This is a genomic window from Providencia sp. PROV252 (assembly GCF_033676005.1).
Classification (GTDB): domain Bacteria; phylum Pseudomonadota; class Gammaproteobacteria; order Enterobacterales; family Enterobacteriaceae; genus Providencia; species Providencia vermicola.
Genome location: NZ_CP096294.1, coordinates 566,397 through 582,550, shown reverse-complemented (window position 1 = coordinate 582,550; position 16,154 = coordinate 566,397). Strand labels below are relative to the sequence as shown.

At 41.5% G+C, this 16,154-nt stretch carries 11 protein-coding genes; 7 read left to right on the top strand and 4 right to left on the bottom strand.

The genetic code is table 11. The features are described 5' to 3' along the window. Positions 1–21 precede the first annotated feature (21 nt). The gene (fucP, locus tag M1F05_RS02500; protein ID WP_206086304.1) at positions 22–1,329 is read right to left on the bottom strand and encodes an L-fucose:H+ symporter permease; all 1,308 of its coding nucleotides are present in this window, start codon (positions 1,327–1,329) and stop codon (positions 22–24) included. 107 nt (positions 1,330–1,436) lie between these two features. Continuing rightward, the gene (gene rbsK / locus M1F05_RS02495) at positions 1,437–2,366 is read right to left on the bottom strand and encodes a ribokinase (protein ID WP_206086303.1); all 930 of its coding nucleotides are present in this window, start codon (positions 2,364–2,366) and stop codon (positions 1,437–1,439) included. 168 nt (positions 2,367–2,534) lie between these two features. Here rbsK and deoC point away from each other — a divergent pair, with 168 nt between their 5' ends. Next, complete coding sequence (deoC, locus tag M1F05_RS02490) at positions 2,535–3,203, top strand: deoxyribose-phosphate aldolase (RefSeq protein WP_206086302.1); 669 nt, start codon at positions 2,535–2,537, stop codon at positions 3,201–3,203. 55 nt (positions 3,204–3,258) lie between these two features. After that, positions 3,259–4,038, top strand: coding sequence for a DNA-binding transcriptional repressor DeoR (gene deoR / locus M1F05_RS02485; RefSeq protein ID WP_206086301.1), 780 nt, complete (start codon positions 3,259–3,261; stop codon positions 4,036–4,038). Positions 4,039–4,076: 38 nt separating this feature from the next. Here the strand turns inward: deoR and rnz are convergent, their stop codons facing one another. Beyond that, positions 4,077–4,991, bottom strand: a complete 915-nt coding sequence (rnz, locus tag M1F05_RS02480; RefSeq protein WP_206086300.1) for a ribonuclease Z — start codon at positions 4,989–4,991, stop codon at positions 4,077–4,079. Between the two features lie 236 nt (positions 4,992–5,227). Here rnz and M1F05_RS02475 point away from each other — a divergent pair, with 236 nt between their 5' ends. The 3 genes from M1F05_RS02475 to M1F05_RS02465 all read left to right on the top strand — a co-directional run bounded on the left by M1F05_RS02475 (position 5,228) and on the right by M1F05_RS02465 (position 11,121). After that, on the top strand, positions 5,228–7,510 hold the full coding sequence (locus M1F05_RS02475; protein WP_206086299.1) for an inverse autotransporter beta domain-containing protein: 2,283 nt from the start codon (positions 5,228–5,230) through the stop codon (positions 7,508–7,510). Positions 7,511–7,795: 285 nt separating this feature from the next. Next, positions 7,796–9,868, top strand: coding sequence for an inverse autotransporter beta domain-containing protein (locus M1F05_RS02470; protein WP_206086298.1), 2,073 nt, complete (start codon positions 7,796–7,798; stop codon positions 9,866–9,868). A gap of 269 nt (positions 9,869–10,137) precedes the next feature. After that, positions 10,138–11,121 carry a hypothetical protein gene (locus M1F05_RS02465; RefSeq protein WP_206086297.1) on the top strand — a complete coding sequence of 328 codons (984 nt, stop codon included), beginning with the start codon at positions 10,138–10,140 and terminating at the stop codon, positions 11,119–11,121. Positions 11,122–11,307: 186 nt separating this feature from the next. On the opposite strand, the gene rtcR is transcribed toward M1F05_RS02465, so the two are convergent. Further along, a complete protein-coding gene (rtcR, locus tag M1F05_RS02460) occupies positions 11,308–12,891 on the bottom strand; it encodes an RNA repair transcriptional activator RtcR (protein WP_206086296.1) in 1,584 nt (527 codons plus the stop codon). Between the two features lie 909 nt (positions 12,892–13,800). On the opposite strand from rtcR, the gene M1F05_RS02455 reads away from it, so the two are divergent. Both M1F05_RS02455 and M1F05_RS02450 read left to right on the top strand, forming a co-directional pair. Continuing rightward, positions 13,801–14,925 carry a slipin family protein gene (locus tag M1F05_RS02455; protein ID WP_206086367.1) on the top strand — a complete coding sequence of 375 codons (1,125 nt, stop codon included), beginning with the start codon at positions 13,801–13,803 and terminating at the stop codon, positions 14,923–14,925. 2 nt (positions 14,926–14,927) lie between these two features. Continuing rightward, on the top strand, positions 14,928–16,154 hold the full coding sequence (locus M1F05_RS02450) for an RtcB family protein (RefSeq protein WP_206086295.1): 1,227 nt from the start codon (positions 14,928–14,930) through the stop codon (positions 16,152–16,154).

Here is a 16,154-nt window from a genome sequence, read left to right as displayed (position 1 = left end):
TTTCACTACCCAAACTAGAGATTATTTGGCTTCTTGCTTCGCTTTAAAGCGGCGTTCTCCAACAAAATAAATACCGACATACACAAAGCACAGCATTGAAACTAAGAAAGAGAGTTGTAGGGAATGTAATACGTCGGCCACGTAACCTTGAACGGCAGGCACCACAGCAGCACCGACAATTGCCATCACAATCACCGCCCCTGCCATTTCAGTGTGTTCGTTATCTACTGTATCCAATGTGCCTGCATAAATTGTTGCCCAGCAAGGCCCAAACAGAATACTCACCATCACGGCGGCATAGACCGCGGTGAAGCTAGGAATAAATGCAACATAAATTAAGAACAGTGCACCAATCACCGAGTAAATAATCAGGACTTTTTCGGCATTAAAGCGAGTCATTAAGATATTGGCGATAAACTTACCAATAAAGAAACACGCAAAGCTGTACACCATGAAATTCGAGGCATCACGTTCGTTAATATCGCCCATTTCCAGCGCTAAACGGATAGTGAATGACCAAACCGCAACTTGCATACCCACATATAAAAACTGGGCAATGATCCCTTTTCTAAAGCGGCTATTTTTTGCTAAATATCTTAAGGTTTCTAATGCGGTTGGGCGTTTATGATCTTGGGTTTCTGCCACTTTACATTTCGGGAACTTAGTAATGAGGAAGAGGATCATCACCACCACCAATACCATAATCATATAACGGTAAGGTTCGAGGGTGTTTTCCAACATCGCTAAGCGAAATTCATGAATTTGTTCTGCATTCATGCCTGCCATCTGGCTTTGTAAGCTATCCCCTTCGGAGAAGACTAAATATTTACCCAGTAAGATCCCGCCCGCAGCACCAATTGGGTAGAATGTTTGGCTGATATTTAAGCGTAATGTGGCGTATTGTTTAGGGCCAATCATTGAGCTGTAAGTGTTCGCTGCAGTTTCAAGGAAGCTTAAACCAATCGCAATGGCGAAGATTGCCGCCAAGAACATAGTATAAGTTGCCATATGGGACGCAGGGAAAAACATACTGCAACCTGCGATATAGAGAATTAACCCCACCATAATCGCATATTTATAACTGGTTTTTTTGATCACTAAAGAGGCTGGGATCGCAATTAAAAAGTACCCGCCATAGAATGCACTTTGTACTAAAGCTGATGCGAAGTTACTGAGTTCAAAGACACTTTTGAACTGGGTAATTAAAATATCATTTAATGCTGCGGCGCATCCCCACAAAGGGAATAAGCACGATAGTAGGATAAATTGGAATAGAGGAGTCCGACTCAGGTACCCATCAGGTAACTGAGTGATGTTCTTAATGTTCATAGTAACCCTTATATTTTTATAATTTATACCCTAGGAGTTCCTATTCCGCTCTAATGGCGAATTAATACGTCAAAGGGTATACAGCTACGTTGAGTTTTATTATTTAGCTATGCGTTTGAGGTGTTGATTTGCACAAATTCATTGAATTGCTCAACACTTGGATAAGAAGATTGAGTCCCTTTCCCTGTCACACTAAATGCAGAAAACATCACTGCTTTTTTCAGTGCTTCTTCAATATTCCCCGTGTGTACATAATAATGAGAGAAACAACCAATAAAGGCATCTCCCGCACCACTTGTATCGATGGCATTCACTTTGATTGCCGGTATGTATAACTCGCTATCGCGGGTCATCCACAAAGCGCCTTTTTCCCCTAAGGTCACAATGAGGTTTTTTAACCCTTTATCCAGCAGAGATTGTGCTGCTCGGCGGACGTTATCCATCGTGTCGACTGGCATATTGGTTAAAATTTCTAATTCCGTTTCATTCGGCACAAAGAAATCACAACGACAAGCAAAATCCAGATCAAGCGAGCGCTGTGCAGGAGCTGGGTTAAGCAGGACAGGGATCCCATGTTTGTTACCAAATGAAATCGCGTGATAAACTGTTTCTAACTGCACTTCTAATTGCAGAACGATCAACTTACATTTCTTCAGATCTTCCGCTGCACGGTCGATATCTTCAGGTGATAAGAACTTGTTGGCGCCTTTGACGATCAGAATACTGTTTGATGAGTTTTGATTAACAAAAATCGGCGCAACACCGCTTGATGTACAAGGCACTTTTTCAACATAACGGGTGTTAATACCGTAAGATTCAAGGTTACGAATGGTATTATCTGCGAAAATGTCATCTCCAACTTTGGTTAACATAATCACTTTTGAATTTAATTTAGCAGCGGCAACCGCCTGATTCGCACCTTTACCACCACAACCTATTTTGAACGCGGGCGCTTCTAACGTTTCGCCTTCTTTTGGCATTTGATCAATGTAAGTGATCAAATCAACCATGTTTGAACCAATAACTGCTATATCCATGATGCCCCTCGTGTTAAATAAATCACATAATGATATGATAGTAACATTATCATGTTGCAAAAATATCATTTGTGATTAGGATCTCGAATAACGAATGATCAAGTGTTACATCTACCACATTTCCTCATTCTTTGTTGTCTATCCCACATTTATATAGGAAAGTTGAAAATGCAAGACTTAGCAAAATATATTGATCACACTTTACTTGCTGCTAACGCAACTGTCAGCGATATCACAAAATTGTGTGCAGAAGCGGCTGAACACCACTTTGCTTCCGTATGTGTAAATACAGGCTATGTTCCTTTAGCCAATGAACTTTTAAAAAACAGCGATGTAAAAGTTTGCTGTGTGGTAGGCTTCCCATTAGGTGCTTGCTTAACAGAAGCAAAAGCTTTTGAAGCAGCTGAAGCTGTGCGCCGCGGTGCGGATGAAGTGGATATGGTGATTAATGTTGGCATGTTAAAAAGTGGCGATTTAGACTTTGTCCGTAAAGATATTGAAGCCGTATTTGCTGCCTGCGGTAATGCAACATTAAAAGTCATTTTAGAAAATTGCCTGTTAACTGATGAAGAAATTACACAAGTTTGTGAAATTTGCCGCACAATTAACGTCGGTTTTGTGAAAACTTCAACAGGTTTCAGTACAATGGGAGCGACTGAGCACCATGTTGCGTTAATGCGTAAAGTCGTTGGCAGCGAAATCGGTGTCAAAGCCTCTGGTGGCGTGCGTGACCGTGAAACTGCGATTAAAATGATTGAAGCGGGCGCAAACCGAGTTGGTGCGAGTGCAAGTGTTGCGATTGTCACAGGAACGGCAACAAAGCCGAGTGACTACTAAGTGATGGGGCGCGGTTTAACCGCGCCAATTTTGTATATCATAAAAGGATTGTAGGGTGATAGAAACTAAACAAAAAGAACGCCTTCGCCGCTTAAGTGAATGTTTGAAACGTTCAGGACGCATTCATCTTAAAGAAGCCGCTAGGATACTCGAAGTCTCTGAAATGACCATCCGCCGAGACCTTAACGCTGATGCAGAAGGCCCTATTCCGATGTCACTGCTTGGTGGCTACATTGTTTCTGTTACCCAACCTGTAAATTTAGTTGCCCAGGAGCAGCAAGCCGATGTTTTCACGCCAGATCAAACCAAAGAACTCTATATTCCTAATCTCGCGGCGAGTATGGTCACAGAAGATGACGTTATTTTCTTCGATAATGGCATTGAGATGGCGACCTTGATTTCCCTTATCCCAGAAGAAATCAGTTTCACGGGAATTTGTTATTCCCATAACGTTTTTCTCGCCCTTAGCCAGAAAAAAAACGCCACCGCCTTATTATGCGGTGGTGAATACCGCCCTAAAAGCGACTCGTTTTACAACCCTTCTCTGCCTTCCTTGCTTGACTCCATTAACCCCAAAAAGGCCTTTATTTCTGCCGCAGGCGTCCACAGCACATATGGCGTAACCTGTTATAATATTGACGATTTACCAATGAAGAAAAAAGCGATGGAAAAATCCATCCGTAAAATTTTATTGGCACCTTATAACTTGTTTGATGAAGTGGCGACCGCCAATATGGGGGAATTATCACAATTTGATGTGATAGTCACAAACAGGCAGCTTTCCGATGAGTATGAGACTTACTGTCGTAATGGATTTGTGAAAGTAATTTACTGAGTCAAAAATAGGTGGCGGGCTCATCATTGCCCGCTAAATCAAATCTTCACCGTCAAATAATCTTCGGCAATTTGAGTCTCCGCGAATTCAGCTTGGCACTCCATTAATAACCTTGGAATATCTTCGCTCATATAACGCCCACTCAAGTGAGTGGCAATAAAACGCTTTACCCCTGCTTCACGGGCTAATTGTGCCGCTTGCACTGTTGTTGAGTGCCCACGCTCATTCGCTTTTTCTGTAAAAGCTGCTTCCAACGTGGTTTCATGCACCATCACATCCGCATTTCTAGCAAGTTCAAACGCCTGTGGCGTCGGTTGTGTATCTCCAAAAATAGCGATAACTTTACCAGGGATAGGTTCACCAAGGTAATCTGCACCATTAACCACACGACCATCTTCAAGGGTTATGGTCTCACCCGCTTTAAGCGCTTGCATCCATGGGCCACGGGGAATGTTATCACTCGCCAATTTGTTCGCATCTAACGGCCCACTTTTGGCGTGTTCTTCAATACGATAACCATAACATTCTACACGGTGATCAAGAGAGTAAGCCGTCACAATCAACTCGCCATCATCAAATAACTGCCCCGCCTCAATTTCAATAATTTCAATTGGATAAGTCATATAAGACACACTAAGAGACAACACCGTTTCAATATATTGCTTGAGCCCTTTTGGCCCATACAGTGTCAATGGCTCCGTTGCCCCGCCCATTGAACGGCTGCACAAAAGCCCTGGTAAGCCAAAAATATGGTCGCCGTGCAAATGGGTAATAAATATTTTCTCAATTTTTGGTGCTTTAAATGGGCTATTAAGGATACGGTGCTGTGTCCCTTCGCCACAGTCAAACAGCCAATAACTTTTTCGAATGCCGACCAAATTTAATATCATACTGGTGACATTGCGTTCTTTTGTCGGCACCCCTGCACTGGTTCCTAAAAATGTAAGTTCCATACTTCCTCTATCTATTTATTTGTTTTTATTAAAGTAAGATTTTTTCCAAACAATAAAATATCAGCTTGTTCTAATTATTATTCGATATGCTCGCGGATGTTAATCAACATCACCAATTCCAAACATTTCCAGCGTACAAATTTCCTTTCCGTATTAATCCAATTAATTCCCAAGCGTTTCCAGTCGCTCATATTCCAAAATAATAGTAATGAATATCCAGACTAGGAATAGATTTAATGTTTTGCTCTAAAAATAAATTTCCCACCCTTTGTGCCTTATTGATGGCGGTCGGGCCATTAGCTATGGTACCAATATTACCCAGCTATGCAAAAATGCTAACACCAGATGAGCTTCCAATTTTAGGCAGCCCTAACCAAATGGCAGAAAATAACGATGGCGAGCGCAATTTAGCTCAATACAGTAAAACTGCAGCAACATTGATCGACTCACAAAAAAGTGGCCATGAAATCTCACAAATGGCGCAAAGTTATTTCAGTAATCAAGCCGCTAATGCCGCGATAGAAGAGATTACCCGTTGGCTGTCAAAGGCTGGTAATGTGAAAGTTGGCCTGAATTTCGATCAACAATTATCCCTTAAAAACAGCCATTTTGATTGGCTGATCCCTTGGTACCAGCAAACTAATATGTTGTTGTTTACCCAGCATAGTATTCACAATACAGATGGGCGATTACAAAGCAACAATGGGGTTGGTCTACGTCATTTCAATGATAAGAGCACTGTGGGTATCAATGCATTCTTTGACCATGACCTTTCACATTACCATTCCAGATTAGGCCTTGGCGCTGAATACTGGCAAAATTACTTAAAGCTAAGTGCGAATACTTATTTCCCTGTTTCTTCATGGCGTAACTCATCTAAGCTACCTCAATCTTATAATGCACGTCCTGCTCGTGGGTGGGATTTACAAGCACAAGGTTGGCTACCCGCTTACCCTCAGCTCGGTGGAAGCCTTAAGTTTGAACAGTATGTCGGTCATAATGTGGCTTTAATGGGGAAAAATAAACTGCAAAAAGATCCCATGGCAGCCACTCTCGGCGTAAGTTGGACTCCTTTTACGCTTGTCACCTTTAGTGCAGATCACAAAATAAGCAGTGGATTACAAGATACCAGTGCCAAAGTACAATTTACTTGGGCATTTGATAAGAATTTCATTGAACAAATAGACCCATCTAAAGTCGGTGAATCACGGCATGTTTCGAGTAATCGCCTTGACTTCGTCAATCGCAATAATAATATTGTTCTTGATTATCAAAAGAAAACTGAAATTCAATTGAAACTCGTAGCAAAAGTTCAAGGGGAGGCAGGACAAGAGTTACCACTCGTACAATCAATAACAACTCAATATCCACTTAAAAAGATTGTCTGGAATGCACCTGAACTACTCGCTGCGGGCGGTGTTATTCATGCTTCTGGCCAAAATACTACCGTAAAGTTACCGCCTTATAAAACCGCATCAACCCCCTCAGAAAGTAAAAAATTGAATCGTTATCATTTAAGTGCTATTGCCTATGATATTAACGGAAATGCCTCATCAACAAGTAACACTCTGATTGAAGTCACTAATATCAGTACCGTAACAACTAGCCAGGCGCGTATTCATAGTTTCACTATCGACCAAACAGGCGCTCTATCCGATGGGAAGTCAGCGAATATGGTCTCAGCTTGTATTACCGATGCTAAGGGCAATCCTATAGCAGGTGAAACCGTCAATTTTACCGCTACTTTAGGGGATATTGCGGCTCAAGGTATTACTAATAAAGCGGGGATCATTAAAATGCCTTTGACGAGTATGAAAAGCGGAACAAGTGAAGTTACCGCAACTATCAATGGCCAAAAAGAAACCATTGCCGTTTATTTTGTCAGTGGAACTTTGAAAAAAATTGAGATCCTGAATACTCAGTCAACCTATGCAGGGAAAGAGATAACGATGTCACTCAAATTAACCGATGTGAATGGCAATCCAGTATCTGGTGCGGATGGGATCATAATGGTCAACATTGGCAATAAACAAATTCCCGTCAAGATCGCAGAAAGTTTCGTTAATCTAGGTGAGTATTATGGATTACTTTCAGGACAAATGGCTGGTGATTACACCATTTCCGTTTCTTTGAATGGAAAAACATCACCTAAACATACGTTAACTGTGAATTCACCAATAACTATCAATGCGATTAATTCTGATGGTAGCGGTCCTAAAGGCCAGTTAGGTGTCGTCGAAAACATTGAACTATCAACATCGTCCACTCATCATGTTACCGTTGGTGGTGATGTACTCATTACGGTCACTCTCAGCGATGCCTTTGGAAACACACTTGAAGGTGTAAACCCAAACAATATCGACCTTGGCCACCATAACGCCAATATATTAGACTGGAATGAAGAAAGCGATGGAGATTATTCTACCTACTTAACACTATTACCATCTGGTGACACTAACATTATTGCTTCAATCAATGGGCATTCAAGCCCTAAGCTTACCGTGTCAGTAACACCTTAGCGTCTTAGACACTCCCCCCTCTACTTTAGAGCGGGGAGTAAAAAAACTTTATTAATCAAAAGATAGCAACGCACATTTCGAACGATTCCACAACACGAATACCCTTTTCCGTTTAAATCCAATCAATTCACAAGCACAGACCACTATTTGCCCTGAAAATAACAGTATTAATATTGATATCAGGATATATGTTCGATGAATTCCCCTTCGTCAAAATTGAACTCAAAACTACCGAGCAGTTTAATACTCTCTACGGTAATTTGGTTCACGGCTATTGGGCTAATAGTGCCAAGTTATGCCCAAATCGCCTATTTAGACGATTTACCTACGCTAGGTAGCAATGCCTTTCAATTTGAGGGAACCCAACCAGGAGATAGCACTGAACGTTTTTTAGCAGAATATGGGCAAAATGCAGCAAACTTTGTATCTGAAGAAAAAAAACAAAAAAAACTTGCAGATATGGCACAAGATTACGCTCGCCATAAAGCCGCAAATATCGCTACTGATGAAATAACACATTGGTTATCTAAAGCAGGTAATACTAGGCTAAATATTAACCTTAATGAAAAGTTATCAATTAAAACCTCTCAATTAGATTGGCTAGTACCTTGGTATGACCAACATGACTTTTTACTATTTTCTCAGCACAGTATTCATCGTACTGATGGTCGTCTGCAAAGTAATAATGGTATTGGATTACGTCATTTTCATCAAAATAGCATGGTCGGGATAAATGCTTTCTTTGACCATGATTTATCCCATTACCATTCGCGCTTAGGACTTGGTTTGGAGTATGCTCAAGATTACGCTAGGGTGAGTACGAATAGCTATTTAGGGCTATCGACTTGGCGTAGTGCATCCGAATTAGCCTATGATTATTATGCACGCCCAGCCAACGGCTGGGATATTCAACTTGAAGGTTGGCTACCCGCTTATTCTAATTTAGGTGCTAACCTAAAACTTGAACAATATTACGGTGATGACGTAGCTTTATTTGGTACAAATGAACGCCAGAAAAACCCAATGGCTGCTACCGTCGGTGTCAACTGGTCTCCATTCCCCCTCCTTGCTCTAAATGTAGAACATAGAATAGGTAATAATGGAGCAAATGAAACAGGTGCAAAAATTGCGTTCAACTGGTTGTTAGGGAGAAGCTTAGAGCAGCACCTTGATACTTCAGTAATAGAGGCTAATCGTCATATTCCCAACAATCGCTATGACTTTGTTAATCGTAATAACAATATTGTGTTGGAGTACCAGAAGAAAACCTTAATTTCGTTATCATTACCGAAAGTTATTCAGGGCGTGACAGGAGAAGAACGCTCTATTATCCGCAACTTAACCACTAAATATCCTCTAGAAAAAATAGTTGTAGATGCCCCTGAATTAATAGCGGCTGGGGGAAGACTCCACCTTAATGGAATAGATAGTTCAGTAAAATTGCCGTCTTACAAAATTACCAACAACGCATTTAAAAACCAACAGCTCAACCTCTATCGCTTAACCGTGACGGTTTATGACACGAAAGGCAATGTTTCACCACAAGTGGAAACGTTAATTGAAGTAACTGGCACAGGCGCGCTCACTATCACTCATGAAAATACCAAGAAAAGAAATAATGGTATCGCTGATGGTAAGGACGCAAATACATTCGCCATCGTAATTAAAGATCCTCTTGGTCACCCTGTCCCCAATGCGAAAGTCAACTTCGTATTGCCTGCAAATCTTAGATCTATTGACCAAAAAAATACGGGATATTATTCATTACTTAATCATTTTATGTGGAAAGCCAAAGCTAAAAAAGCGGTTTCTGAGCAAAAATATAACATTATCGCCAATGATAAAGGCGAGGCATCTATACAATTTACTACTTTTATATCAGGAAGTTATGTAGTAAAAGCAAACACTGAGTATGGCCCAGAAATTAATGAAATGTATCACTTTAAACCCGATATTAGTCAGTCATTTATTAGTAGTATTGATATCATTCGAAACAATGTAGCGGCAGATGGGATCAGTAAAAACAAAATCAAACTGCGTATTATAAATAATAGCCGACAAAGCATTGCTGGTGCACTTGTTCACTTTGAAGCCTCAAATGGCATTATCTCACCAGCTCACCTGACTGATGAGTATGGAAATACGGAATTAGAGATCAGCAGCTTAGTTGAAGGTTCTATAGATATCATTGCTACCTTGAATGGCGATAGTAGAACAATACAAGTGAATTTTCTAAAGTATGCACCTACCTCATATATTCAACCAAGCACAGAGAGTCTTTTCAAGCCCTCAATAAATGAGCAAAACAGACATACATCGTTAAGTTTATTAAGGGAACTATTTCAAAAAATTGGATAACACTACTTGCGATAAAATAAGTTTAATTTATTTGCTCTCTCAGAGGCAAAATTTGGTTCTTAACATTTTTTAATTCAACTCGCCAGTTGATGGATTTATTGGATATATGCACAGTATTGTTTCTTTTAACATTGCCAGTAAAAGCCTTCCACTCCACGTCTTTCCATTTTGGAAATTCCTCTTCTGTTTAAGTCAGAGTAATTCACAAGCTCTTACCTATATAAAAATTCAACAATAACTGAGTTAATATAAAACCAGGAATAAATTGAATGAACCCCGCTACGTCAACGATAAAATCCACACTGAGACACAAGATTTCAAATGGTTTTGTCCTCTTTACGACAATATGGTCTTCAGCCATCATACTCGTTATGGCTAGCCATGCAAAAATGCTAACTTCTGATGACCTGCTAACACTGGTGAATATTCCCGTACTAACAGATGATAACAAGGTAGGGCAGTTTATTACTGAATATAGCCAAAGCGATGCAATAGATGATGTCCATGCGAGTGCAAGTGGTATTGCATCAATCAAGAAAAGCGCACCGATTGAGCAGCCACTGAATAACTCAAACGAAATGGGTCAACAAGGCAGGAAAGGCGTTATTGACAAAGTGGCTATCACGCTTGATCACAGTCACCGTTTTCAATCTGGTAATCCTCTTGATATCACGGTAACGGTGACTGATACCTTTGGTAATGGCTTAGCGGGCTTAAATACAGAGAATATCGATATCGGTAAACACAAAGGTAATACCTTAAACTGGATGGATAATAACGATGGGTCTTACACCACTACTTTGACATTAACAGACGTTGGGAGCAATGATTTAACGACCTTCATCAATAGTACCCGTAGCCCTCTCACTGCAGTACAGGTTAATAACGCAGCAGGAACATCCCATGTTGATAAGGTGAAAATCACTAACATAGAAAAGCGGGTGTCTGGCACAGATAGCATTGCGATTATCGAGCTAATCGATAAATATGGCAATTTGGTGACCAGTGAAACTGAAATTACCGTCAATATTGATGGGCAAGCCTATACACGTCCGGCGAAAGAAGGAAAAACGGGTATTTATCATGTGACATTACCTGAGCTAAAAGCAGGCAATCACAATATTAACGCGAGTGTGAATGGTAAATACTCAACTGACACAACCTTAGTCGTCAGTCCTATCCAATCAAGTCGAAAAAATCAAACTGAACAGGTAGAAAAAATAAAAAAAGCATTATGGGCCATATTGTCATAACAGCGGTGATCAATTTGAGAGGGCTCAAAAACTTTAATCTCGGCAATTAATGGCTATCTCCCTGAAAAACCATTTCAGGGAGCCTCAGGTTAGAAAGTAACGAACACAACAAACCGTATCTACCAAACCATAAATCTCAGCCTCAGCGGGGAGATTTATTTCTGCAATTTAGCAATATAAAGCCTCTTAACCGTCAGCTTTCACACTATCCCAATCTAACCCAAATTTCGCCAAATATTTTCGTAGTCTATCTGCATCATTGGGTTGTTTTTTCTGTTGCCGAGATACCGCAAATAGTGCACGCCCCGCCTCTGAAAGGGATGAAGAACGGCGGCACACATCCAGTACTGTGGCTAACTGTTGTTGGTCGAATAAATCAATTTCACCCACGTGTTTAGGTAATGGATTGCTTGATTTAACTTGCCACTGGGATTGCAAACGCTCAATTTCCTCTTCAGCTATCGACTTGGTGACCCGCCCTTTTTCAGCAAATGTTGCCATTCGGCTAATCGATGCCCCCAGTTCGCGGAAGTTACCGCGCCATAACGCCTGTTCTGAGCACGCAAATTTCACATACACGTTGCGCGCTTCGCTATCAAAACGGATTTGGTTTTGCGCATCTTGGCTGAACTTCACAAGCTCATAATCGATATTCGGCTCAATATCTTCACGGCGATCGCGCAAACCAGGTAAAGCAAACGTCCACATATTGATGCGGGCGAATAAATCTTCACGAAATTTCCCCTCTTCAACCTGTTGCACCAAGTTGCGATGGGTTCCCGCAATCAATTGAAAATCACTGTGAATTTCTTCATCGGCACCATAAGGGAAAAAACGTTTTTCTTCGATGGCTTTAAGCAGCATCGCTTGCTCATCAAGGCCGAGCTCAGCGATTTCATCGAGAAATAAAATGCCGCTATCCGCTTCTTTTAACAACCCTTTTCGGGAGTTTAACGCCCCCGTAAATGCCCCTTTCACATGGCCAAACAACGTCGACATGGCATTATCACCGCGTAACGTGGCGCAGTTCACTTCCACAAACCGCCCTTTCACTTGGTGACGACTTTCACGCAATTGGTAAATTCGTCGAGCCAGAAATGATTTCCCCGCACCTGTCGGGCCATTCAATAAAATAGGGGCTTTTGAGCGTAGCGCCACCCGTTCAATTTGCTCAATCATGGTATTAAACGCGCTGTTACGCGTGGCAATACCTGATTTTAAAAACGAAACTTGCTGCTGTTGCTCTTTTTGGAAGCGACTAGTGATATGGGTGTAACGGCTTAAATCAAGGTCAATCACCGTGTGAATACCCATCGGGTCTTTTTCCCTGCCCTTTTCACTGGGTGATGTTTGAATAAGTTTAGCGGGCAAATAATGCGCTTCAGTTAATAAAAACCAACAAATTTGTACCACGTGCGTCCCTGTAGTGATGTGCACAAGGTACTCTTCGTTATCCGTATCAAAGGGGTAACTCGCAGAAAAATCGAGCAGCGAGGTATACACCTCCTCGAAATCCCACGGATCTGCAATATCCACCTCATGCAATACGACCTCCGTTTGCGGTGAGGCTTGCTCGATATCCTCTTTAACACGCTGCGCCATCGAGTAGTCATTGACCTGATGAATCAATTCAAAGCGACCAATATTGATATTCGGCTGTTGGCATAGCCCCACAGTTGGACGCCATTTGGTCCAGCGATTGGCTTTTTTACCTCGCCTGTCTAATACCGTGCCAAGCACCCCTATCACAACCTTGCGTTTCTCGTTCATGATTTATATAAATTTATAAAATACGATATAAAAAGATAATAAATAGCCTAATTCATTTTCTCTCTCATTGTAAGCAACATTTAGCCAAAAAATAATTAATCTTTATTTTTCATTAAGATAAAAATATTTTTCACCTCATTTAAAAAGTTGGCACGCTTCTGGCAATTATAAATTTATCCACTGCCGGAAAATGTCTGAACTTCGCGTTCAACCGGTGCAGACATGGTGGCTGTTGTCACTACATGGTCTGTATGCCGCCGTCGGTAAGATACCTTGGTAATAGCCTAGCTATCAGGTTCGACTCCTGAACTTAAAATACGATTCCAAACGTAAATAAAACCTAGCTGAAGTTTAGCTAACAACTGGCACTCGAGAGCCTCACCGAGTGATGAGCAGAAATTTAGACAGCCGATCTGGCGCTCTTTCTTTCCCCTCATAACTTCGTTTTGTTCTTCAGCGCCAGACACATAAATAAAAGGAAAAATAATGAAAAAAATAAATGTTGCTCAAGGACTTATTGCACTAACGTCAAAAAATGGTGATTTCAAACAACTGTTAGTGGCAGGCGAGCACCGCGTACAAGATTGGTTTAATAAACTGACGGTTTCATTTTTCACATTAAACAATGAACCGATTGAAGAAAAACTGGCAAATCATTTGCGCCAATTCCATATGGATTGGGTAAATACGTATTGTGTTGATATTAATTTATCCGATGATGAAGTCGCTTTTTTATACTTACATCATCATTTAGTTGAAATTATCGCGCCACAAACACGCCGTTTATACTGGAAAACCAACGATGATTTACGTATCGAAAAACATAACGTGACCCAATTAGCCATGACCAATGAATTAACGGATCATTTAGTGCACAAAAAAGGGGTTAAAGGCCGTGATTTATGTGTAATGGCGCAAATTTTTGCGGGGCAAATTGGCCTGCTCAAAGTGGATGGTGAAATAAAAAGCCTGTTAGAAGCGGGAAATTACGGTTTTTGGTCAGTTAAACAGAAGCCTGAGATTCAAATCATTGATGTTTGCTCACAGTCCATTGATAAACCAATTGATTCTGTGCTTGCTGAGCAAATTCGCCAATATCACCCAAATTGGGTAGCCTCCTATGGCGTTGATATTGATTTATTAGATGATGAGATTGGTTTTTTATATTCACACAATAACTTGGTTGAAATTTTATCGCCAGCAACGCGCCGTCTGTACTGGAAATCTGGCAATACACTGCGCGTCGAAAAACAAAAAGTGGGGCATTTAGTGTTACCAGAAGCCTTAACACAGCGCTTAGCCGCGAAAAAACGTATCAAAGGCAGCGAGCTGTGCCTTGTCGCTCAAATACCCGCTTGGCATATTGGCGTGTTAAAAATTGATGGTGAAATCACGGGTTTACTTGAAGCAGGTACGCACGGTTACTGGCGTGTAGAACACACGCCTGAAATTGACATTATTGATACGCGTTTACAATCACTGGAAGTCAGCGGGCAAGAAATCTTAACCAAAGATAAAGTGACGTTGCGCATTAATTTATCGGCTAACTGGCGCTATGCCGATGTGCTACATGCATTTTCTCAATTGAGTCAGCCAGTAGAACATTTATACCGTGAATTACAGTTTTCATTAAGGGAGATCGTGGGCACCCGCACACTGGATGAACTATTAGAAAACAAGCAGTTAATCGATGAACTCATGCTAATGCAAGTGGTGCAAAGTATTGCGGAGTTTGGCTTAGAGGTCGACAGCATTGGTGTAAAAGACATTATTTTACCGGGCGAAATGCGCACTATATTGTCCCAAGTGGTTGAAGCTGAAAAATCAGCACAAGCTAACGTGATCCGCCGCCGCGAAGAAACGGCCGCCACGCGTTCGCTGTTAAATACTGCCAAAGTGATGGAAAACAACCCTGTTGCGCTGCGCTTAAAAGAGCTCGAAACCTTAGAAAGCATCGCACATCGAATCGACCAAATTTCCGTTTACGGTGGATTAGACCAAGTATTAAACGGATTGGTAAAAATTAAGGAATAACAATGAGTCATAATAATTTCAATCAATTAATTCAAGAAACTGGCGTACCTGTAAAAATGTGGACTAACGGCGTTCCTGTTGATCCGAAAGCGGTAACACAATTGCAAAATACCGCCAAGATGCCCTTTATTTTTAAACACTTAGCAGTAATGCCAGATGTACACGTAGGGAAAGGATCAACCATCGGGAGTGTGATCCCAACCAAAGGGGCGATTATCCCTGCCGCAGTGGGAGTCGATATCGGTTGTGGAATGATTGCAGTGCGTACATCCCTAACCGCGTCTGATTTGCCTGATAGCTTACAGAATATTCGTTTTGCTATCGAAGCCGCTGTGCCGCACGGACGAACGACTCATCGACACGGACGTGATAAAGGCGCATGGCACCGTACACCAGATATTGTGGATACCCATTGGGCGCATTTGGATGAGGACTTTAAACGTATTTGCGATAAGTACCCAAAACTACGTGGGACTAACCATTATAACCACTTAGGAACGCTGGGAACGGGGAACCACTTTATTGAACTGTGTTTGGATGAGCAAAATCGTGTATGGGTGATGTTACATAGCGGGTCACGCGGAGTAGGAAATGCGATAGGTAACCTATTCATTTCATTGGCACAAAAGGATATGCAGCAACATATCGCTAATTTGCCAGATAGGGATTTAGCGTACTTTGAAGAAGGCAGCGTGCATTTTAATGACTATATGGAAGCCGTGGGTTGGGCGCAGGATTTCGCCCGCCATAACCGCGAAGTGATGATGCACCGTGTGTTGGAAGCACTTTCACGTGAAATTCCAAAACCGTTTACCACCCAACAAGAAGCGGTAAATTGCCACCATAATTATGTGCAAAAAGAGCAACATTTTGGTGAAGAAATTTTGGTGACACGAAAAGGCGCAGTGTCTGCTCGAAAAGGCCAAATGGGGATCATTCCAGGGTCAATGGGAGCGAAAAGCTTTATTGTGCGCGGACTGGGCGATGAAGAAAGTTTTTGCTCTTGCAGTCACGGTGCAGGCCGTGTGATGAGCCGAACTGAGGCTAAAAAGCGTTTTTCAGTCAGCGACCAAAAAATGGCAACTGCGCACGTTGAGTGCCGAAAAGATAGCGATGTGATTGATGAAATTCCAATGGCATATAAAGACATTGATGCCGTAATGGCAGCGCAATCATCATTAGTTGAAATCGTGCATACCCTACGCCAAGTGGTGTGTGTGAAAGGTTAA